Source organism: Phytopseudomonas daroniae (genome assembly GCF_004327285.1).
Taxonomy (GTDB): domain Bacteria; phylum Pseudomonadota; class Gammaproteobacteria; order Pseudomonadales; family Pseudomonadaceae; genus Aquipseudomonas; species Aquipseudomonas daroniae.
The window spans coordinates 322995-342135 of sequence record NZ_QJUI01000003.1 but is presented as its reverse complement, the minus strand read 5'-3'; the positions used below and the strand labels follow the sequence as shown (position 1 = coordinate 342135).

Annotated in this window: 19 protein-coding genes; 13 read left to right on the top strand and 6 right to left on the bottom strand. The window is 62.6% G+C overall.

Annotated elements, in window-relative coordinates; all coding sequences use genetic code 11:
* Positions 1-85 precede the first annotated feature (85 nt).
* Positions 86-427, bottom strand: a complete 342-nt coding sequence (locus DNK06_RS05155; protein ID WP_131178955.1) for a hypothetical protein — start codon at positions 425-427, stop codon at positions 86-88.
* 179 nt (positions 428-606) lie between these two features.
* On the opposite strand from DNK06_RS05155, the gene leuS reads away from it, so the two are divergent.
* The 6 genes from leuS (at position 607) to DNK06_RS05125 (ending at position 8160) form a co-directional block, all read left to right on the top strand.
* A complete protein-coding gene (gene leuS / locus DNK06_RS05150) occupies positions 607-3213 on the top strand; it encodes a leucine--tRNA ligase (protein ID WP_131178954.1) in 2607 nt (868 codons plus the stop codon).
* 114 nt (positions 3214-3327) lie between these two features.
* Positions 3328-3933, top strand: a complete 606-nt coding sequence (locus DNK06_RS05145; protein ID WP_131178953.1) for an LPS-assembly lipoprotein LptE — start codon at positions 3328-3330, stop codon at positions 3931-3933.
* A gap of 276 nt (positions 3934-4209) precedes the next feature.
* Positions 4210-5244, top strand: coding sequence for a DNA polymerase III subunit delta (gene holA / locus DNK06_RS05140; protein WP_131178952.1), 1035 nt, complete (start codon positions 4210-4212; stop codon positions 5242-5244).
* 86 nt (positions 5245-5330) lie between these two features.
* Positions 5331-5483 carry an alternative ribosome rescue factor ArfA gene (gene arfA, locus DNK06_RS05135; protein ID WP_131178951.1) on the top strand — a complete coding sequence of 51 codons (153 nt, stop codon included), beginning with the start codon at positions 5331-5333 and terminating at the stop codon, positions 5481-5483.
* 71 nt (positions 5484-5554) lie between these two features.
* A complete protein-coding gene (locus DNK06_RS05130; RefSeq protein ID WP_131178950.1) occupies positions 5555-6847 on the top strand; it encodes a lytic murein transglycosylase in 1293 nt (430 codons plus the stop codon).
* A gap of 161 nt (positions 6848-7008) precedes the next feature.
* Entirely contained in the window at positions 7009-8160 is a 1152-nt protein-coding gene (locus tag DNK06_RS05125; RefSeq protein ID WP_131178949.1) for an acyl-CoA dehydrogenase family protein, read from the top strand.
* Positions 8161-8174: 14 nt separating this feature from the next.
* Here DNK06_RS05125 and DNK06_RS05120 read toward each other — a convergent pair whose 3' ends face one another.
* The 4 genes from DNK06_RS05120 to DNK06_RS25465 all read right to left on the bottom strand — a co-directional run bounded on the left by DNK06_RS05120 (position 8175) and on the right by DNK06_RS25465 (position 11599).
* A complete protein-coding gene (locus DNK06_RS05120) occupies positions 8175-9815 on the bottom strand; it encodes a Na+/H+ antiporter (protein WP_131178948.1) in 1641 nt (546 codons plus the stop codon).
* A 246-nt stretch (positions 9816-10061) separates the two neighbouring features.
* The gene (locus DNK06_RS05115; RefSeq protein WP_131178947.1) at positions 10062-10784 is read right to left on the bottom strand and encodes a hypothetical protein; all 723 of its coding nucleotides are present in this window, start codon (positions 10782-10784) and stop codon (positions 10062-10064) included.
* A 538-nt stretch (positions 10785-11322) separates the two neighbouring features.
* Positions 11323-11415 carry an HD domain-containing protein gene (locus DNK06_RS25470; protein WP_341352793.1) on the bottom strand — a complete coding sequence of 31 codons (93 nt, stop codon included), beginning with the start codon at positions 11413-11415 and terminating at the stop codon, positions 11323-11325.
* Between the two features lie 4 nt (positions 11416-11419).
* Positions 11420-11599 carry an HD domain-containing protein gene (locus DNK06_RS25465; RefSeq protein ID WP_341352788.1) on the bottom strand — a complete coding sequence of 60 codons (180 nt, stop codon included), beginning with the start codon at positions 11597-11599 and terminating at the stop codon, positions 11420-11422.
* 338 nt (positions 11600-11937) lie between these two features.
* Between DNK06_RS25465 and DNK06_RS05105 the strand changes: the two genes are divergently transcribed.
* The 6 genes from DNK06_RS05105 (at position 11938) to DNK06_RS25495 (ending at position 15412) form a co-directional block, all read left to right on the top strand.
* Positions 11938-12285 (top strand): ArsC family reductase, encoded by a 348-nt coding sequence (locus DNK06_RS05105; protein ID WP_131178945.1) that lies wholly within the window; start codon positions 11938-11940, stop codon positions 12283-12285.
* 39 nt (positions 12286-12324) lie between these two features.
* Entirely contained in the window at positions 12325-13359 is a 1035-nt protein-coding gene (dapD, locus tag DNK06_RS05100; RefSeq protein ID WP_131178944.1) for a 2,3,4,5-tetrahydropyridine-2,6-dicarboxylate N-succinyltransferase, read from the top strand.
* A 71-nt stretch (positions 13360-13430) separates the two neighbouring features.
* Positions 13431-14636, top strand: coding sequence for an aminotransferase class V-fold PLP-dependent enzyme (locus DNK06_RS05095; protein ID WP_131178943.1), 1206 nt, complete (start codon positions 13431-13433; stop codon positions 14634-14636).
* Entirely contained in the window at positions 14633-15043 is a 411-nt protein-coding gene (locus DNK06_RS05090) for a SufE family protein (RefSeq protein ID WP_131178942.1), read from the top strand. Before DNK06_RS05095 ends, DNK06_RS05090 begins: the two co-directional genes overlap by 4 nt.
* Before the next feature lie 16 nt (positions 15044-15059).
* A complete protein-coding gene (locus DNK06_RS25185; RefSeq protein WP_131178968.1) occupies positions 15060-15185 on the top strand; it encodes a winged helix-turn-helix transcriptional regulator in 126 nt (41 codons plus the stop codon).
* Complete coding sequence (locus DNK06_RS25495) at positions 15140-15412, top strand: PepSY domain-containing protein (RefSeq protein WP_369073642.1); 273 nt, start codon at positions 15140-15142, stop codon at positions 15410-15412. The genes DNK06_RS25185 and DNK06_RS25495 overlap by 46 nt, the downstream gene beginning before the upstream one ends.
* Before the next feature lie 34 nt (positions 15413-15446).
* Here DNK06_RS25495 and tcdA read toward each other — a convergent pair whose 3' ends face one another.
* The gene (gene tcdA, locus DNK06_RS05075; RefSeq protein ID WP_131178941.1) at positions 15447-16253 is read right to left on the bottom strand and encodes a tRNA cyclic N6-threonylcarbamoyladenosine(37) synthase TcdA; all 807 of its coding nucleotides are present in this window, start codon (positions 16251-16253) and stop codon (positions 15447-15449) included.
* Between the two features lie 228 nt (positions 16254-16481).
* Here tcdA and DNK06_RS05070 point away from each other — a divergent pair, with 228 nt between their 5' ends.
* A complete protein-coding gene (locus DNK06_RS05070; protein ID WP_131178940.1) occupies positions 16482-19079 on the top strand; it encodes a glycosyltransferase in 2598 nt (865 codons plus the stop codon).
* Positions 19080-19141: the final 62 nt, after the last annotated feature.

The following is a 19141-nucleotide window of genomic DNA, read 5'->3' as shown; positions in this document are numbered from 1 at the left end:
GTCTGTTGCGGCTGCAGCACAAGCCGAGCCGCTTTTGAGTTAGAAGACCAAACCTGCTCGCCATCTCTCCGCGCTGCCCCGCACGTCATATTTCGGGAAGAACCGAAGCAGATGAGTGCCACCACTGCCCAGCAGAGAGGATCGAATGGCGTTCGAACGGTGGCTGCACAGGCTCCGAAGGCACCACACCTGACCAATACTGCTGCGCAGCCGTGGCATGCCAGCCCTTCAGCCAATCGTGATCGTTGGCCAGATAGGCCGCGATCAATGCCAGCTCGGCAGCGGACAAACCGCGCACCTCCATTTCACCGGGAGGCTCGTCGGACAGACGCGCAAGGCTGCTGGCCTCATCAAGGGCACAAGTCAGCCGTCGCAATAAACGCCCGTAGGGATCCGTCTCATCATCGATACTTGCTAAATGCTCCATCGCACACCTCCGGGCAGGACGCCCTACAAATGAGCTTAGCGCTCAGCCCGGGACGAGCCGGGTACCGCGACAAACGGCGACGCACACGCCCGGCAGAGCAATCAGCGTTTCCCTCCGTCAAGGGGGGTCATGTATGCTACGGCGTTTCCCGAAAGCCCCTTTCCCTAGCGCAAGTAGCCATGCACGAACAGTATCAGCCACGCGAAATCGAAGCCGCCGCGCAATCCCATTGGGATTCGCAGAACTCCTTTGTAGTCAGCGAACAGCCCGGCAAGGACACGTTCTATTGCCTGTCAATGTTCCCCTACCCGAGCGGCAAGCTACACATGGGGCACGTGCGCAACTACACCATCGGTGACGTGATTTCCCGTTACCAGCGCATGCTGGGCAAGAACGTGCTGCAGCCGTTGGGCTGGGACGCCTTCGGCATGCCGGCGGAAAACGCTGCCATCGACAACAACGTCGCACCGGCCAAGTGGACGTACGAAAACATCGACTACATGAAGACCCAGCTCAAGAGCCTGGGCCTGGCCATCGACTGGTCGCGTGAAATCACCACCTGCAAGCCGGACTACTACCGCTGGGAACAGTGGCTGTTCACCCGCCTGTTCGAAAAAGGCGTGATCTACCGCAAGAACGGCACCGTGAACTGGGATCCGGTCGACCAGACCGTACTGGCCAACGAGCAGGTCATCGACGGTCGCGGCTGGCGCTCGGGCGCGCTGATCGAGAAGCGCGAAATCCCCATGTACTACTTCAAGATCACCGCCTACGCGGATGAGCTCTTGAGTAGCCTGGATGAACTGGATGGCTGGCCGGAACAGGTCAAGACCATGCAGCGCAACTGGATCGGCAAATCCCGCGGCATGGAAGTGCAGTTCCCCTACGATCAGGCATCGATCGGCGAAGCCGGCACTCTGAAAGTGTTCACCACCCGCCCCGACACCCTGATGGGCGCGACCTATGTCGCGGTGGCCGCCGAGCATCCTCTGGCTACCCTCGCAGCGCAGGGCAATGCCGAGTTGCAAGCCTTCATCGATGAATGCAAGAGCGGCAGCGTGGCCGAGGCCGACGTTGCCACCCAGGAAAAACACGGCATGCCAACGCCGCTGTTCGTCGAGCACCCGCTGACCGGAGAGAAGCTGCCGGTGTGGGTCGCCAACTACGTGCTGATGCACTACGGCGATGGCGCGGTCATGGCCGTACCCGCCCACGACGAGCGTGACTTCGAGTTCGCCACCAAGTACGGGTTGCCGATCAAGGCCGTGGTTCGCACCAGTGCCGGCGACGAAACGCCTGCACCCTGGCAGGCCGCATACAACGAACATGGCCAACTGATCAACTCCGGCGAATTCGACGGCCTGGATTTCGCCGGCGCGTTCGACGCCATCGAAGTCGCTCTGCTGAAGAAGAAACTCGGCGCCTCGCGCACCCAGTTCCGCCTGCGCGACTGGGGCATCAGCCGCCAGCGCTACTGGGGCTGCCCGATCCCGATCATCCACTGCGATAGCTGCGGCGACGTGCCGGTGCCGGAAGATCAACTGCCGGTGGTGCTGCCCGAAGACGTGGTGCCCGATGGTGCCGGCTCGCCCCTGGCACGCATGCCGGAGTTCTACGCGTGCAGTTGTCCGAAGTGTGGCGCGCCAGCCAAACGTGAAACCGACACCATGGATACGTTCGTCGAATCGTCCTGGTATTACGCCCGCTACGCCTCCCCGCATTACGAGGGCGGCCTTGTCGAGCCAAACGCGGCCAACCACTGGCTGCCGGTGGATCAATATATCGGTGGTATCGAACACGCGATTCTGCACCTGCTCTACGCGCGCTTCTTCCACAAGCTGATGCGCGACGAAGGTCTGGTGACCTCCAACGAGCCGTTCAAGAATCTGCTGACCCAGGGCATGGTCAACGCCGAGACCTACTTCCGCATGGAAGCCAACGGCAAGAAGACCTGGATCAACCCTGCCGACGTAACCCTGGAGCGCGACGCCAAGGCCAAGGTCATCGCCGCCACGCTGACCAGCGACGGCCTGCCAGTCGAAATCGGCGGTACCGAGAAGATGTCGAAGTCGAAGAAAAACGGCATCGACCCGCAGACCATGATCGATCAGTACGGCGCTGACACCTGCCGCCTGTTCATGATGTTCGCTTCGCCGCCTGACATGAGCCTGGAGTGGTCGGACTCCGGTGTCGAAGGCGCCAGCCGCTTCCTGCGCCGCGTCTGGCGTCTGGCCCACGGCCACGTCAGCCAGGGCCTGCCGGGGGTGCTGGATATCGCCAAACTGGACGACGCCGGCAAGGGTGTTCGCCGCGCCATCCACCTGGCGATCAAGCAGGCCACTCAGGATGTCGGCCAGCACCACAAGTTCAACACCGCCATCGCCCAGGTGATGACCCTGATGAACGTGTTGGAAAAAGCCCCTCAGGACAACGATCAACAGCGCGCCCTGCTCCAGGAAGGCCTGGAAACCGTCGCCCTGCTGCTCGCCCCGATCACCCCGCATATCAGCCATGAGCTGTGGCAGGAACTGGGTCACGAGGAAGCGATCATCGACGCCGCCTGGCCCGTCGTGGACGAAGCTGCCCTGGTGCAGGACAGCCTGCAACTGGTGATTCAGGTCAACGGCAAGCTGCGCGGTCAGATCGACGTGCCGGCCGACGCCAGCCGCGAAGCGGTCGAAGCGGCTGCCCGCAGCAACGAAAACGTACAACGCTTCACCGAAGGGCTGACGATCCGCAAGGTCATCGTGGTGCCTGGCAAGCTGGTCAACATCGTCGCCAACTGAGGCGGCAAGTGAGGTGTCGGCGTGCTGCCGACACCGGGTCAACGTATCGGCAACGCAGGCACCCGTGCCTGCCCATGCCGGCCAGCGGAGCCGGCAGGACAAGGGGATAACGAGATGATCAAGCGCAATCTGTTGGTAATCGGCCTGGCAGGCCTGCTCGGCGCATGTGGCTTCCAGCTGCGCGGCACCGGTGACGTGCAGTTCGCCCTCGACGAACTCGAGGTCAGCGCCCGCGACAGCTACGGCGAAACCGTACGTGACGTTCGTGAAGTACTGGAAAACAACGGCGTGCGCGTCTTCCCGGGCGCCGCCTACAAGCTGTACCTGGCCAACGAGCAGGAAAAACAGCGCTCCGCCAGCTACACCAGCTCTGCTCGCAGCGTTGAATACGAGCGTACCCTGACACTGGATTACGAAATCCGCGGCGCCAAGGATCTGCTGCTGATGAGCAATCAACTGGAAGTGCAGAGCTACTACGTGCAGGACTCCAACAACCTGATCAGCAATGATCAGGAGTCGGCTCAGTTGCGTACGGAAATGCGCCGCGACCTGGTGCAGCAACTGGCCCAGCGCCTGCAGCAGATCACCCCGGATCAACTCGACGCCCTGCAACAAACCGCCGAAGCCAAGGCCAAGGCAGAAGCAGACGCCCTGGAGGCAGCACGTCAGCGCGAAGCCGCCCAGCCGCAGCAGTCACCCATCGAACTGCCGGTTCAATAAGAACCGGTTCACGATCTTGGTGTACTTGGCAAAGAGAACCCGTATCCCTATGGATCGACGGCAATAAGGCGGAAGCGGACGTAGGGTGGATGACGCTCTTTTCATCCACCAGCCCGTAGGATGGGTGAAACCCATCAATTTCCGATGGGTTTCACCCATCCTACGACCGTCCGCTTGCGCCTTTTTGCTGCCACTGCACGTGAAGGCTCGTCGAAAAATCGTGAACAGGCTCTAAGACGGATGGGGTCGCTCCTTCGGCCCTCAGGTTAGAAACTCATGAAACTCGCCCCCGCCCAACTCGGCAAACATCTTCAGGGTTCCCTGGCTCCCGTCTACGTGGTCTGCGGCGACGAAGCGTTGCTGTGCCAGGAAGCCGCCGACGCCATTCGCAACGCCAGCCGCACCCAAGGCTTCAGCGAGCGCGAGGTGTTTCACGCCGAAGCCAACTTCGACTGGGGCATGCTTTATGAAGCCGGCGCCAGCATGTCGCTGTTCGCCGAGAAACGTGTCATCGAGCTGCGTATTCCAAACGGCAAGCCCGGCGACAAGGGTGCTGCAGCGATCATCGAATACCTCGGCCGGCCGCCGGAAGACACCTTGTTACTGATCAGCCTGCCCAAACTCGACGGCAGCGCGCAGAAAACCAAGTGGGCCAAGGCGCTGATCGACGGCCCGCATTGCCAGTTCGTGCAAATCTGGCCGGTGGACGCCAATCAGCTGCCGCAGTGGATTCGCCAGCGCCTGGCACAGGGCGGCATGAACGCCACCGCCGACGCGGTGGATCTGATCGCCGCCCGGGTAGAAGGCAACCTGCTGGCTGCCGCCCAGGAGATCGAGAAACTCAAGCTGCTCGCCAACGGCCAACAGATCGATGCCGGCACGGTGCAGGCGGCGGTTGCCGACAGCGCCCGTTATGACGTTTTCGGTCTGATCGACGCCATCCTCAACGGCGAAGCCGCCCATGCCCTGCGCATGCTCGATGGTTTGCGCGGCGAGGGTCAGGAGTCGCTGTTCATCGTGGTTATGCTGGCTCGCGAGCTGCGTCAACTGGCCAATCTTTCCTACCAGTTCAGCCAGGGCGTACCGCTGGACAAGGCCTTCGCCTCGGCGCGCCCACCAGTCTGGGACAAGCGCCGTCCGCTGGTCAGCAAAGCCCTGCAGCGCCACTCGTCGGCACGCTGGAATGCGTTGTTGATGGATGCCCAGCAGATCGATGCCCAGGTCAAAGGCCAGGCGGCCGGCGATCCCTGGGCCAGCCTGTCGCGCCTGGTGTTGATGATGGCCGGCCAGCGCCTGAAGCTCGGTTCCTAAGCCTGCATCAAGTGTGGACATCGCCACCCGAGCGGCGCATGATTTCTACCGCTCGCACCGGCACGAGCACTGATCGAGGACATGCCATGAGCAAGAAAGCACGCCCGAACAAGGCCAAATCCATCGTCGCCCAGCCACTGTTCCGCTCACGCCAGGAACGCCCCGGCAAAGGAAAAGGCAGCTACCGTCGCCAAGCCTCCCAGCAAAACTGGGAGGCTTCTTCATTTATGGTGGCTTGAAAACCTCGCCCAGCCCGCATTCCTGCTCATCCGTGCTAAGGTGTTCGCCTGCAAAACGTGTTGAGATGACCATGCCCAACCTGTTCATTCGCGGCCTGCCAGCCACAGCTGCGGCCAGCTTCCTGCTCCTGCTCACGGCCTGTGCCGATGCCCCTGCCCAGCCCCTGGCGGCCCCGAGCACCCCGCAGAGCAATACCTCGATCAATACCGCGTTCACCCAACCCGTTCAGGAGCAACTGAGCTTCGAACAATGGCGTGACCTGCTGCGCAGCGACGCGATGGCCGCCGGTATCAGCCCGACCCTGTTCGACCGCGCTTTCGCGGGCGTCGTCCCGAACCCCGATGTGGTCAAGGCCGACAGCAGCCAGCCAGAGTTCAGCCGTCCGGTATGGGAATACCTGAAAGGGGCCGTTTCCCCCAGCCGCGTCGCCCGTGGCCGCATCCTGCTGACGCAGAACCGCGCCATGCTCAACCAGATCGAACAGCGCTATGGCGTCGACGCGGAAACGCTGGTCGCCATCTGGGGCCTGGAAAGCAACTTCGGCAGCAACATCGGCAGCCACAACGTGGTGCGCTCCCTGGCGACCCTGGCCTACGAAGGTCGTCGCCAGGCTTTCTGGCGCAGTCAGTTGCTGGCCGTCCTGCAGATTCTCCAGCACGGTGATATCGCTCCGGAAAGCCTGGTCGGCTCCTGGGCCGGCGCCATGGGCCAGACCCAGTTCATGCCCACCACCTATAACGAACACGCCGTGGACTTCGACGGCGATGGCAAGCGCGACGTGTGGACATCCTCTGCCGACGCGCTGGCCTCGGCGGCCCACTACCTACAAGGCTCCAACTGGCAACTACGCCAGCCCTGGGGTTTCGAAGTGCAGCTGCCGCAAGGCTTCGATTACGCCCTGGCCGACCCGGAGGTGCGCCGTAGCCTGAGCGAATGGCGCGCCCTTGGCATTCACCCCGTAGGCCAGCCGCTGAGAACCCCGCGTGACGATGCCAGCGCTACCCTGCTGCTGCCCGCCGGGCATCGCGGGCCGGCCTTCCTGCTGCTCGGCAACTTCCGCAGCATCCTGCGCTACAACAACTCCACGTCCTATGCGCTGGCGATAGGCCTGCTGTCCGACAGCCTGCGTGGTGGCAATGGCATTCAAGGCACCTGGCCGGAAGGTGATCGGCAGTTGGGCCGCAGCGAACGCGTCGAACTGCAGGAGCGCTTGAGCGCCCGAGGCTTCGACTCCGGCCACGCGGATGGCATCATCGGCGCCAACACGCGCAAGGCGATTCGCGCCTTCCAGCTGCACCTGGGCTGGCCGGCCGATGGGTATCCGGACAGCAACCTGCTCGAGCAGTTGCGCCAGCAGAACTGATCCCCTCCAGCGCGGTGACGACCGTCACCGCGCGCGTTCTTGCGTTTGCGATTAGCCCGTTCCTGGGCGACTCTGTAGTCAGCCTGCCACGCGATCCGTGGTAGCCGCACCTGCCCACCTGCCGTGATCCGGCTCGGGCCAATGACAACAGAGAGGTCGCTATGCACGACATCGAACTAGACGAAGAACAACGCATGATCCGCGACTGCACCCGGCAGTTCGCCCGGCGTGCCATCGCTCCGCACGCTCAGGAATGGGAAAAGGCCTGCTGGATCGATGATGCGGTAGTCGCCCAGATGGGCGACATGGGCCTGCTGGGGATGATAGTACCGGACACCTGGGGCGGCAGTTACCTCGACTATGTGGCCTATGCCCTGGCCGTGGAGGAAGTCTCCGCCGCCGATGCCGCCACCGGCACCCTGATGAGCGTGCACAACTCGGTGGGCTGTGGCCCCCTGCTCAACTATGGCAGCGATGCGCAGAAGAACGATTGGCTGCCGCGCCTGGCCAGCGGTGAAGTGATCGGCTGTTTCTGCCTGACCGAGCCGCAGGCCGGTTCCGAAGCCCATAACCTGCGCACCCGCGCCGAGCTGCGCGATGACCGCTGGGTACTCAATGGCGCCAAGCAGTTCGTCAGCAATGGCCGACGCGCCGGCCTGGCCATCGTCTTCGCCGTCACCGATGCCGCGTTTGGAAAACAGGGCATCTCCGCCTTTCTGGTACCGACCAATACACCCGGTTTCCGCATCGAACGCAGCGAACACAAGATGGGTATTCGCGCTTCGGATACCTGTGCCATCACCCTGGAAGACTGCAGCATCCCTGCGCAGAACCTGCTCGGCGAGCGCGGCAAAGGCCTGGGCATAGCCCTCTCCAACCTCGAAGGCGGACGCATCGGCATTGCCGCCCAGGCCGTCGGCATCGCCCGCGCCGCCTTCGAAGCGGCCCTGCTCTACTCCCGCGAGCGGGTGCAGTTCGACAAGCCCATCGGCGAGCATCAGAGCATCGCCAATCTGCTCGCCGACATGCACACCCAGATCAACGCCGCACGCCTGCTGACCCTGCACGCCGCACGCCTGCGCAGTGCTGGCCAGCCGTGCCTGTCGGAAGCCTCCCAGGCCAAACTGTTCGCCTCGGAAATGGCCGAGCGTGTTTGTTCCAAGGCACTGCAGGTTCACGGCGGTTACGGTTATCTTGAGGACTTCCCAGTGCAGCGCTATTACCGGGATGCACGCATTACCCAGATCTATGAAGGTAGCAGCGAGATCCAGCGCCTGGTGATCGCCCGTGAGCTGAAGCACTACGCGCTCTAGCAGGAAACGAGCGATCAGCCCTTGAGCAGGCGCGCCTCGGCGTTGTCCAGGTCGCGGAGGATTTCCGCCAGCATGTCATCGTCCAACTGGTTCTCCTTGCGCATCCGGTACAGCTCCAGGCGCTGAGTGCGCAGCGCCTGGAGTCGCATGCGGTATTCCAGCTGGTCGGCCTGGCGCTGATACTCGCGCGACTCTTCCGCACCGCGCGTGCGGGTGCGTTCGAGCAGGTCGCGGTATTCGCTCATCAGCTTGGCCCTGATCTCGGCAATGGCGATCGCGCCTTCGGCATTCGCCGCCTTTTCGTCGTCGGCTTCCAGGCTGAGAATGGCGGCCTGCAGCACCTGCGCGCGGTGACGATTGAGTTCGCTTTCCTGACGCGCCACGTTGTCCTGAGGCAACAGCGGCAGAATCCTCGGCAAGGCGACACTGGCAATCAGCAGCGATAGCAGAATCACTCCGGCGGCGATAAGGATCAGCAGATCGCGCTCGGGAAAATCCTGACCATTGTTGAGCAGCAGCGGCAGCGACATTACACCGGCGAGGGTCACTGCGCCGCGCACGCCACCGAGCGTCAGCACCGCAGTCAGAGCAAGACGGGATTGCCCGGCGAAACGCGTCGGCTTACCCCGCCAGCGGCGCAACATTCCGGACGTTCGCCAGTAGCTGTAGACCCACACGAAACGCAGCGTCATCAACACGGCGTACACCGCCAGCACATAACCCAGCGCCGGCAGCAGGAATTGCCAGGAATCGGCGTGATCGCCGACGGCGGCCTTGAGGATATCCGGTAGCTGCAGGCCCAGCAGCAGAAATATCAGGCCATTGAAGGTGAACTCCAGCATGGCCCACACGCCGCGGTTGAGCAGTCGCGTAGTGGTCTGCCGCGGCAGCAGGTCGAGGCGGCTCTGCATCATCCCCGCCGCCACCGCCGAGAGAATGCCCGACAGCCCCAGGTGTTCGGCCGCCACGTAAGCAGCGAAAGGCAGCAACAGCATCAGCAGCACATGGGGCGCCGGTTCTTCCCAGCCACGGGCGATCATCCAGGCCCGCAAGTGGCCCAACAGATAACTCAGTGCCATGCCGATCAGCAGCCCGCCGATGGCCACCAGGACGAACTGCACACTGGCATCGCCGAGGGAAAACACACCCGTCAGCGTCGCCGCCACGGCGAACTTGAAGGCCACCAGGCCCGAGGCATCGTTCATCAGTGCCTCGCCCTGCAGCAGATTGTTCAGCGTGCTGGGCAGGCGCCCATGGGCGATGGCCGAAACCGCCACCGCATCGGTCGGCGACAGCACCGCCGCCAGCGCGAAGCAGGCTGCCAACGGCACCTGGGGCAGCAACCAATGAATGAAATAACCAGCACCGAGAATGGTGAAGAACACCAGGGCGAAAGCGAGAAACAGGATCGGCGTACGCAGCTTGCGAAACTGCCCCTTGGGCATGCGCCAGCCATCGACGAACAGCAGTGGCGGGATGAACAACAGGAGGAACAGTTCGGGATCGAGCCGCACATGCAGCCCCAGTACCGGAATCGCCAAGAGCGCACCGATCAGAATCTGCAGGATCGGTAGCGGCAAGGGAATGAACTGGGCGCTGATACGGGTGCCACTGACCACCAGCAACATGATCAGAATGGTGTAGAGAAGCTGCATGACGGAAGGAATCCTTTACGAACATGACCGCATGACTTGTAGGTAGCGATGCATTCTAACGCACCAAGCATAGAGAGATATGGCTGACGAGCCAGGGTCGCACTATCTGGAGACTTACTATCGATTCGTCCCCGCTGGCGCGGGGAACACTACGTCACGTTCGGCCACCTATGCAGCCAACGCTGATCAGCCCCCCCTCCTGAGCCTCAGGACACACGCCGTGCCGGCATCAAGCCGGCACTGCCTTCATCTGTAAGCAACGACGGACTGGGGCTGATACTCGGGTGCATCGACCCACTGCCCATCCACGAGCTTTTCCCAACCGTCGTAGCGCTTCTCACCGTTGCGCCACAACTGGATGTCCCACTGACCGTTGAAACGATCCTGTCCGGACTGAGCGCCAACGCCAAGTGCCCGTCCAAGGTCGATCGTACTGGCGTAGTTGTCCAGATCCAGATGGAATTTGCCGTACTCATATACCGCGCTGGCAGCCACGAATTCCATGCTCAGCCTTGCAAAGCTATTGGCGGCATTCACCAGCGTAGAAGAAGTATTCATCGCCGTTTCGAGGCGCTGGATCTGATCTTGACTCAATGAACCTGCATTGACGGCAACCAGACGACCATCCTGACCGACACTGAAACCAAAGCTCTTCTCGGCAAGGTCAGGATCAGTCGCAGCCAGTGCCTTCTGAAAGTCCGTGTAGGCTGATGCCAAGGAAGTTTGAACGGCTCCGAGTTCAGCCAATACGACCGGTTCGGCGCGGGTCGCGTAGTTGGACGCGGGACGTCCCGTCTTCTGATACACGTCGAAATCGCCGCGATCGTCAGGGTCTTCCGAGCTTGGATGGTAGATCACCGAGGGCTCGGGTGCCGGCGCGTCGTGACGAACCAGAGGCGATTGCCCCTGCTGTGCCGCCTGCCCTGCGGACGCGACCTTGGCTTGCCACGCCAACAGCGTGGTGGACATTCCAGCGTTCTCCATCGCACTTCCCTCCTCTCACGACAGTGTACCCCTACCCAGAGCGTCGGCAGCACCTCCGAGAACTTGAGCGGGTACACGGCGGAACGCGATTGCCTCTACCCGGCGGCCTCCAGCCAATTGCTTGCGACCCTCGGTCGGCGCGCACCCGCATCGGCATAATGTTCGGTCAGCGACTCACACCGCTCCCCGGCCAGCCACTGCACCGCCGGTTGCGACAGGGCTTCGAGCTGCGGAGTGCCTGACGGCGCGGGCACCGCCCAGTAGGCGGCAAAGATTTCCTTACGCGCCTCGCTCCAGGCTGGCGGCTCGAACGACGGTTTGGCGCGATTGAACTCTGTCTGGTTGTCTGGTTGAAGTTGTAACCATGATGAGCACTGATGGCCTGCAAAGCGTGCCGTATCCACAACAGATGACTAATGTCCTGATGCGGCAGATGCTCCCACAGCAGCGCTGCACTGGCGCAGGCATGATCGGCGACACTCAGCGAGCGCGGCGGGAACGGCAAGCCCAGCGCCTCAGCCTGTCACCCTTCGAACCACTTGTCCTGAAAGCCGGGAATAGCTTTGCCAAAATCATGCAAACCAACCAGGCAGGCCACCCAGCGCGCCACATGCATTCGCTCAACGCCCAGCGCCTGCGCTGCCCAATCGAGCGAGGCTACTGACTGGCTCATGGGCCAGCATGCGCCCGGCAACCGCCGCGACATCCAGAAGGTGAGCCAGCACACCATGACCGAAGCCCTCACCACTTTTTGCCCACAACCTGCGAGCTTGATCGCTCAGGCCGGAGAATCCTTTCATCTGTCACTCCCAGTAAATAGGGCGTAAGCCTTGCCGCAGAAGCGACCGAGTACAAGCTGCCACCCTATATGCAGCCCGGCAAGACATCTCTGCGCCTCAACGGCTGCTTGTCATTGTAGGAATCCGCTAATGTGACGAACCGGTGATATGAGCATGTCATGCGGAGCCCGTAGCCTGCTTGCGAAACAGTGCATGCAACTCTGCACCTGCATGGCGCGATCACTTGATCGCCCCCAACAGCAGCGCCGCAAGCCGAGTCGACGTGGCATAATCCACCGCTCGGTATTAACAAGGTATTGAGGAGGATTCGACGAGTGGAATCCTTCCGAGGAAAATCAATGAGTAATGTCCTTTATGGGATCAAGGCCTGCGACACCATGAAGAAGGCCCGTACCTGGCTCGAAGAGCAGGGTATCGCTTACCGCTTTCACGATTACAAGACCGACGGTATCGACCGCGGCAACCTGCAGAAATGGTGTGACGAGCACGGCTGGGAAACCATCCTCAATCGTGCCGGCACCACATTCCGCAAGCTCGACGACGCCCGGAAAAGCGATCTCGACCAGGCCAAAGCCATCGAACTGATGCTGGCCCAACCGTCGATGATCAAGCGCCCCGTACTGGATCTGGGCGCACGTACGCTGGTCGGCTTCAAACCCGAGCGCTATGCCGCCGAACTGGCCTGATACCGTCACCTCAATCGAATTCGCTGCAAGGAAAAATCCATGTCCAATACGCTGTTCAGCCTGGCCTTCGGGGTCGGCACTCAAAATCGTCAAAGCACCTGGCTGGAAGTGTTCTACGCACAGCCCCTGCTCAACCCGAACGCCGAACTGGTAGCCAAGGTCGCCGAGAAGCTCGGCTACAGCGGCGGCAATCAGGCCATTGCAATCACCAACCAGCAAGCGGGTGAGCTGGCCAGTGCTCTGAAAGGTATCGATGCCGTTCAAAGCGCCCTGCTCACCCGTCTGGCGGAAAGCGCCAAGCCACTGGTCGTCACCCTGCTGGCCGAAGACGCCACCCTGACCAGCACCCCAGAGGCCTACCTCAAGCTGCACCTGCTGTCGCATCGTCTGGTCAAGCCCCACGGCCTGAACCTGACCGGCATCTTCCCGCTGCTGCCCAACGTCGCCTGGACCAGCCAGGGCGCTGTCGATTTGGCCGAACTGACCGAACGCCAGCTGGAAGCACGCCTGAAAGGCGACCTGCTGGAAGTCTTCTCGGTGGACAAGTTCCCGAAAATGACCGACTACGTGGTACCGACCGGCGTACGTATCGCTGACAGCGCACGTATCCGCCTGGGCGCCTACATCGGTGAAGGCACCACCGTGATGCATGAAGGTTTCGTCAACTTCAACGCCGGCACCGCTGGCCCGGGCATGATCGAAGGCCGCGTCTCGGCGGGCGTATTCGTTGGCAAGGGTTCGGATCTGGGCGGCGGCTGTTCGACCATGGGCACCCTGTCCGGTGGTGGCAACATCGTCATCTCCGTGGGCGAAGGCTGCCTGATCGGCGCCAACGCCGGTATCGGCATCCCGCTGGGCGACCGCAACATCGTCGAAGCCGGTCTGTACGTGACCGCTGGCACCAAGATCGCCCTGCTCGATGACCAGAACAACCTGGTCAAGGTGGTCAAGGGTCGTGACCTGGCGGGTCAGGCCGACCTGCTGTTCCGTCGCAACTCGCAGAGCGGCGCGGTAGAGTGCAAGACCAACAAGTCGGCGATCGAGCTGAACGAAGCCCTGCACGCTCATAACTAAGAGGCAGCGCCAAGCTGCAAGCCACAAGCTGCAAGCCGCAGCCCTGACTTGCAGCTTGCAGCTTGAAGCTCATGGCTCTCACTTCCCCTTGGCGCGCCGACTTTCCCGGCATGCTGGCTCTCGATAGCGAAAGCCAGACCTACCTCGACAGCGCCGCCACGGCGCAAAAACCGCAAGCGGTACTGGATGCCCTGCTGGCCTACTACGCGGGCGGCGCAGCCAATGTGCACCGTGCCCAGCATCTGCCCGGCGAACGCGCCACCCGTGCCTTCGAAGACACCCGCGACAAGGCGGCTCGCTGGCTGAACGCCGCCAGCGCCGAAGAAATCGTCTTCACCCGTGGCGCCACCGAATCCCTGAACCTGCTCGCCTATGGGCTGGAGCACCTGTTCAGCGCGGGCGACGAAATCGTCATCAGCGCCGCCGAACACCACGCCAATCTGCTGCCCTGGCAGCAACTGGCCGCGCGCAAGGCCCTCAGGCTGGTGGTACTGCCGCTGACGACTGCCGGCGATATCGACCTGCCACAGGCCACCACGCTTATTGGCGCAAGAACCCGGCTGCTCGCGGTCAGCCAACTGTCCAATGTATTGGGACGCTGGCAGCCACTGGAGTCGCTGATACAACTGGCGCGCGACCAGGGCGCACTGACGGTCGTGGATGGCGCCCAGGCCATCGTGCATGGTCGCCAGGACATGCAGGCACTGGGCTGCGACTTCTACGCCTGCTCCAGCCACAAGCTGTATGGCCCGGATGGCGTTGGCCTGCTCTACGGTCGGCGTAGTGCGCTGCAGTGCCTGCAACACTGGCAGTTCGGTGGGGAAATGGTGCAACAGGCGAATTATCACGCCGCCACTTTCCGCCATGCCCCCCTTGGTCTGGAGGCTGGCACGCCACCGGTGTCCGGTGTGATCGCCCTTGGCGCGACCCTGGATTATCTCGACAGTCTCGACGCCGATGCCGTCAGCGCCCACGAAGCCGCGTTGCACCAGATGTTGCTGGCCGGCCTGCAACGCTACGAGGATGTGCGCCTGCTCGGCGAGCCGCAAACAGCACTGGCCTGCTTTACCATCGACGGCATACACAGCGGCGACCTCGCCCACCTGCTCACCGAGCAAGGCATCGCCGTGCGGGTCGGCCATCATTGCGCGATGCCATTGCTGCAACGGCTGGGCGTGAACGGCGCCATTCGCGTGTCGCTGGGGCTCTACAACGACGAAAGCGACCTGCAGCGTTTCTTCGCTGCACTGGACAACGCCCTGGAGCTGCTGCGATGAACCTCCCCGACGGCGCCCGCGAAGCACTCGATGCGTTCGCTGCCTGCTCCGGCTGGGAACAGCGAGCGCGACTGCTGATGCAGTGGGGCGAGCGCCTGGAGCCTCTCGACGAAGCCGAGCGCAGCGAAGCGAATCGCGTGAACGGCTGCGAAAGCCAGGTCTGGCTGGTCGGCGAACAACTGGGCGGGCGCTGGGTATTTCGTGCATCCAGCGATGCACGCCTGCTACGCGGCCTGCTCGCTCTGCTGCTGGTACGCATTGATGGCCTGGATGCACAGACACTGACAAGCGTGGATGTCGCCGGCTGGTTTGAGCAGTTGGGCCTGTCGCGCCAGCTTTCGCCGTCACGCAGCAATGGTCTCAATGCCGTCGTGCAGCAGATGCGTCGGCTGACCGAACAGACCTGACCTCACGCAACAAGAACTGACCCGGCCACTGCGCCTGTTCGAACGCCGCAAGCTCGTTCAACGCACGATATATGCCGAGGTACCGCCGCGTGTGGAATACCAGATTACCGGGCTGGGCAGGTCACTGCGCCCAACGGGCTGACATCAGTCTGGCTGCACCCATGGTCTGGAGAGGTACTTGCCATCCATCGCTGGAACGAACTCGACCCCGGCGCACGGGCCGTCGCGGTGATCTATCCGCTTCACACGGGTGCGCTGGGAGGCACATGGCTGGAGGCTGTCATGGCCGCTGGTGGGCTGGCACTCACGCTTCTGGGCATTACCGGCATAGGGTTATGGTGGCGACGAAACAGGGTGCGGCGCACCTGATACGAACGTCAGCAACGAGCGTGCGGCACCCACATTACCCTGGCTCGCGCTCTGCCGGTCGCCGCGCACCCGCCACCAGCTTGTCGACGATACGCGCGGCGGCGACCATGCCGAAGGTCGCGGTGACCATCATCACCGCGCCGAAGCCACCGGCACAATCGAGTTTCACCCCTTCGCCCACAAAAGCCTTGCTCTGGCACACGCTGCCATCGGGCGTCGGGTAACGCAGCTGCTCGGTGGAGAACACGCAGGGCACGCTGTAGTTGCGCCCCGGTGTACGGGAGAACCCGTAATCGCGGCGCAGTGTGGAGCGCACCTTGGCAGCCAGCGGGTCGTTGAAGGTCTTGTTCAGATCCCCCACCTGCACCTGACTCGGATCGATCTGCCCACCCGCACCGCCAGTGGTGATGATGGCGATCTTGCGCCGCTTGCACCAGGAGATCAGCGCCGTCTTGGCCGCCACGCTATCGATGCAGTCGACCACCGCGTCGAGCTCGACGGTGATGTAGTCGGCCATGGTATCGCGGGTCACGAAGTCAGCCACCTCATGCACCACGCAGGCCGGGTTGATCGCCCGCAGCCGTTCGCCCATTACTTCGACCTTGGCGCGACCGACCTGGCCTTGCAGGGCATGGGCCTGGCGGTTGGTGTTGCTGACACAGACATCGTCCAGATCGAACAGGGAAATCTCGCCCACCCCGGAGCGCGCCAGCGCCTCGGCCACCCAGGAGCCGACACCGCCGATACCGACCACTGCCACGTGGGCAGCCGCCAGCCGCTGCGCGCCTTCACGGCCATACAACCGGGCGATTCCGGCGAAACGTTGCTCATCGAACGACATGCGGGCTCCTCTTGGTGGGCGCACATTATAGGAAGCCTGGTCGATCATCCCAAGCACCATCGGGCCGGCTCTCCGTACAAGCGTTCAGCGCGCGTAAAAACGACGCTGTGCATGCTCAAACAGACGTTCCGAGCCGTGCTATACAGTCCTTCAACGACGGAGTAGCATGCGCGCCAACCGGCGTTCGCCGGCCCTCTCCCCGTTCCAACTCCCGGAACCTGACACAGCATGCTTTCGCGCAAGTTCGGCCTCAATCTGATTGTTTTCCTGGCTATCGCCGCCTTGTTCACCGGCATCTGGGCGCTTTACAACCGTCCGGTCACGGCCCCGGACTGGCCCGAGCAGGTCTCCGGCTATTCCTTCTCGCCGTTCCGTCAGGGGCAGAGCCCGCAAACGGGCGTCTATCCCAGTGACGAGGAAATGCGCGAGGATCTCGAGTTACTGTCGCAGCAGACCGACAGCATCCGCACCTATTCGGTAGACGGCGCCCTGGACAAGATTCCGCTGCTCGCCGAAGAGTTCGGCCTGCGCGTGACCCTCGGTGTGTGGATCGGCACCGACGAGGAGCGCAACGAGCGCGAAGTCGCCAAGGCCATCCAGCTAGCCAACGATTCGCGCAGCGTGGTGCGCGTGGTGGTCGGTAACGAGGCGCTGTTCCGCCGCGAGGTCACCACCAAGCAGTTGATCGGCTACATGGATCGGGTGCGCTCGGCGGTCAAGGTGCCGGTCACCACGTCCGAACAATGGCACATCTGGCAGGAATACCCGGAGCTGGCCGATCATGCGGATCTGATCGCGGCTCACGTACTGCCGTACTGGGAATTCATTCCGATGAAGGATTCCACCCAATTCACCCTGGATCGTGCCCGCGACCTGAAAAAGCTGTTCCCGAAAAAACCGCTGCTGCTCTCCGAAGTCGGCTGGCCCAGCAACGGCCGCGTACGCGGTGGCGCCGAGGCGACTCAGGCGGATCAGGCCATCTACCTGCGTACGCTGGTCACCACGCTGAACGCCCAGGGGTACAACTACTTCGTCATCGAAGCCTTCGACCAGCCGTGGAAATCAGGTGACGAAGGGTCGGTGGGTGCCTACTGGGGCGTGTACGACCTCGATCGCCAGGCGAAATTCAATTTCGAAGGCCCGGTCGTGGCCATCCCGCAATGGCGCTTGCTGGCGGTCGCCTCGGTGGTCATGGCGCTGCTGTCCCTGGCGCTGATGCTGATCGACGGCAGTGCCTTGCGCCAACGCGGCCGCACCTTCCTGACCTTCGTCGCCTTCGCGGGCGGCTCGGCCCTGGTGTGGATCGGCTACGACTACAGCCAGCAGTACAGCACCTGGTTCAGCATGCTGGTCGGCGTATTGCTCGGCGTTGGCGCCATCGGCGTATTCATCGTACTGCTCACCGAGGCCCATGAACTGGCCGAAACGGTGTGGACGCAACGGCGGCGCCCGTTCACCCCAGTGATTGGCGATAGCGACTACCGGCCCAAGGTGTCGATACACGTACCGTGCTACAACGAGCCGCCGGAGATGGTCAAACAGACCCTGGACGCCCTGGCCAATCTCGACTATCCGGACTTCGAAGTCCTGATCATCGACAACAACACCAAGGATCCCGCGGTGTGGGAGCCGGTGCGCGACTACTGCGAAGAACTCGGCCCGCGTTTCCGTTTCTTCCACGTGGCACCGCTGCATGGTTTCAAGGGTGGCGCGCTGAATTACATCCTGCCGCATACCGCAGCGGATGCCGAAGTGGTGGCAGTAATCGACTCCGACTACTGCGTCGACCGCAACTGGCTCAAGCACATGGTGCCGCACTTCGCCGACCCGTCGATCGCCGTGGTGCAATCGCCCCAGGACTATCGCGACGGTGAGGAAAGCACCTTCAAGAGGCTCTGCTACGCCGAGTACAAGGGCTTCTTCCATATCGGCATGGTGACCCGCAATGACCGCAACGCGATCATCCAGCACGGCACCATGACCATGATCCGCCGTACCGTGATGGACGAACTGAAGTGGGCCGACTGGACCATCTGCGAAGACGCCGAGCTGGGTCTGCGCGTGTTCGAGAAGGGCTATTCGGCCGCCTACGCCCATGACAGCTTCGGTAAGGGGCTGATGCCGGACACCTTTATCGATTACAAGAAACAACGCTTCCGCTGGGCCTACGGCGCCATTCAGATCATGAAGGGCCACACTCGCGAGCTGCTTGCCGGCCAGGGCAGCGAACTCAAGCGCGGCCAGCGTTATCACTTCATCGCCGGTTGGCTGCCGTGGGTAGCCGATGGCCTGAATATCTTCTTCACCGCAGGCGCCCTGCTCTGGTCGGCGGCGATGATCATCGTGCCGCAACGGGTCGACCCGCCGCTGCTGATCTTCGCGATCCCGCCGCTGACGCTGTTCCTGTTCAAGGTCGGCAAGATCATCTTCCTGTATCAACGGGCGGTGGGGGTCAACCTGAAGGATGCGTTCTGCGCGGCGGTCGCCGGGCTGGCGTTGTCGCACACCATCGCCAAGGCGGTGCTGTACGGCGCCTTCACCAAGAGCATCCCGTTCTTCCGCACCCCGAAGATGCGTTCCAGCCACGGCCTGATGGTGGCTCTGGCCGAAGCCCGCGAAGAAGTCTTCATCATGCTCCTGCTGTGGGGCAGTGCCCTGGGTATCGGCATCGTTCAGGGCCTGCCCAGCTACGACGTGAAGTTCTGGGTGATCATGCTGCTGGTGCAATCGCTGCCGTACCTCGCCTCGCTGATCATGGCGCTGCTGTCGTCGCAGCCCAAGCCGCTGGAAATTCCGGTGGTGCAGATCGAAACGGAGAACGCCTGATCCCCGCCTGCTGCGCAACCACGGCGGCCAACTGGCCGCCGTTTTGCTTTAAGATGTCGGCC

Coding starts and splice junctions, on each gene's coding strand:
- DNK06_RS05130 (WP_131178950.1), top strand. CDS start 5,555: ATGCCCAACCTGTTCATTCGCGGCCTGCCAGCCACAGCTGCGGCCAGC.
- DNK06_RS05090 (WP_131178942.1), top strand. CDS start 14,633: ATGAACCTCCCCGACGGCGCCCGCGAAGCACTCGATGCGTTCGCTGCC.
- leuS (WP_131178954.1), top strand. CDS start 607: ATGCACGAACAGTATCAGCCACGCGAAATCGAAGCCGCCGCGCAATCC.
- dapD (WP_131178944.1), top strand. CDS start 12,325: ATGTCCAATACGCTGTTCAGCCTGGCCTTCGGGGTCGGCACTCAAAAT.
- DNK06_RS05095 (WP_131178943.1), top strand. CDS start 13,431: ATGGCTCTCACTTCCCCTTGGCGCGCCGACTTTCCCGGCATGCTGGCT.
- DNK06_RS05115 (WP_131178947.1), bottom strand. CDS start 10,784: ATGTCCACCACGCTGTTGGCGTGGCAAGCCAAGGTCGCGTCCGCAGGG.
- tcdA (WP_131178941.1), bottom strand. CDS start 16,253: ATGTCGTTCGATGAGCAACGTTTCGCCGGAATCGCCCGGTTGTATGGC.
- holA (WP_131178952.1), top strand. CDS start 4,210: ATGAAACTCGCCCCCGCCCAACTCGGCAAACATCTTCAGGGTTCCCTG.
- DNK06_RS25470 (WP_341352793.1), bottom strand. CDS start 11,415: ATGCATGTGGCGCGCTGGGTGGCCTGCCTGGTTGGTTTGCATGATTTT.
- DNK06_RS25465 (WP_341352788.1), bottom strand. CDS start 11,599: ATGAAAGGATTCTCCGGCCTGAGCGATCAAGCTCGCAGGTTGTGGGCA.
- DNK06_RS05145 (WP_131178953.1), top strand. CDS start 3,328: ATGATCAAGCGCAATCTGTTGGTAATCGGCCTGGCAGGCCTGCTCGGC.
- DNK06_RS05070 (WP_131178940.1), top strand. CDS start 16,482: ATGCTTTCGCGCAAGTTCGGCCTCAATCTGATTGTTTTCCTGGCTATC.
- arfA (WP_131178951.1), top strand. CDS start 5,331: ATGAGCAAGAAAGCACGCCCGAACAAGGCCAAATCCATCGTCGCCCAG.
- DNK06_RS05155 (WP_131178955.1), bottom strand. CDS start 427: ATGGAGCATTTAGCAAGTATCGATGATGAGACGGATCCCTACGGGCGT.
- DNK06_RS05125 (WP_131178949.1), top strand. CDS start 7,009: ATGCACGACATCGAACTAGACGAAGAACAACGCATGATCCGCGACTGC.
- DNK06_RS05105 (WP_131178945.1), top strand. CDS start 11,938: ATGAGTAATGTCCTTTATGGGATCAAGGCCTGCGACACCATGAAGAAG.
- DNK06_RS05120 (WP_131178948.1), bottom strand. CDS start 9,815: ATGCAGCTTCTCTACACCATTCTGATCATGTTGCTGGTGGTCAGTGGC.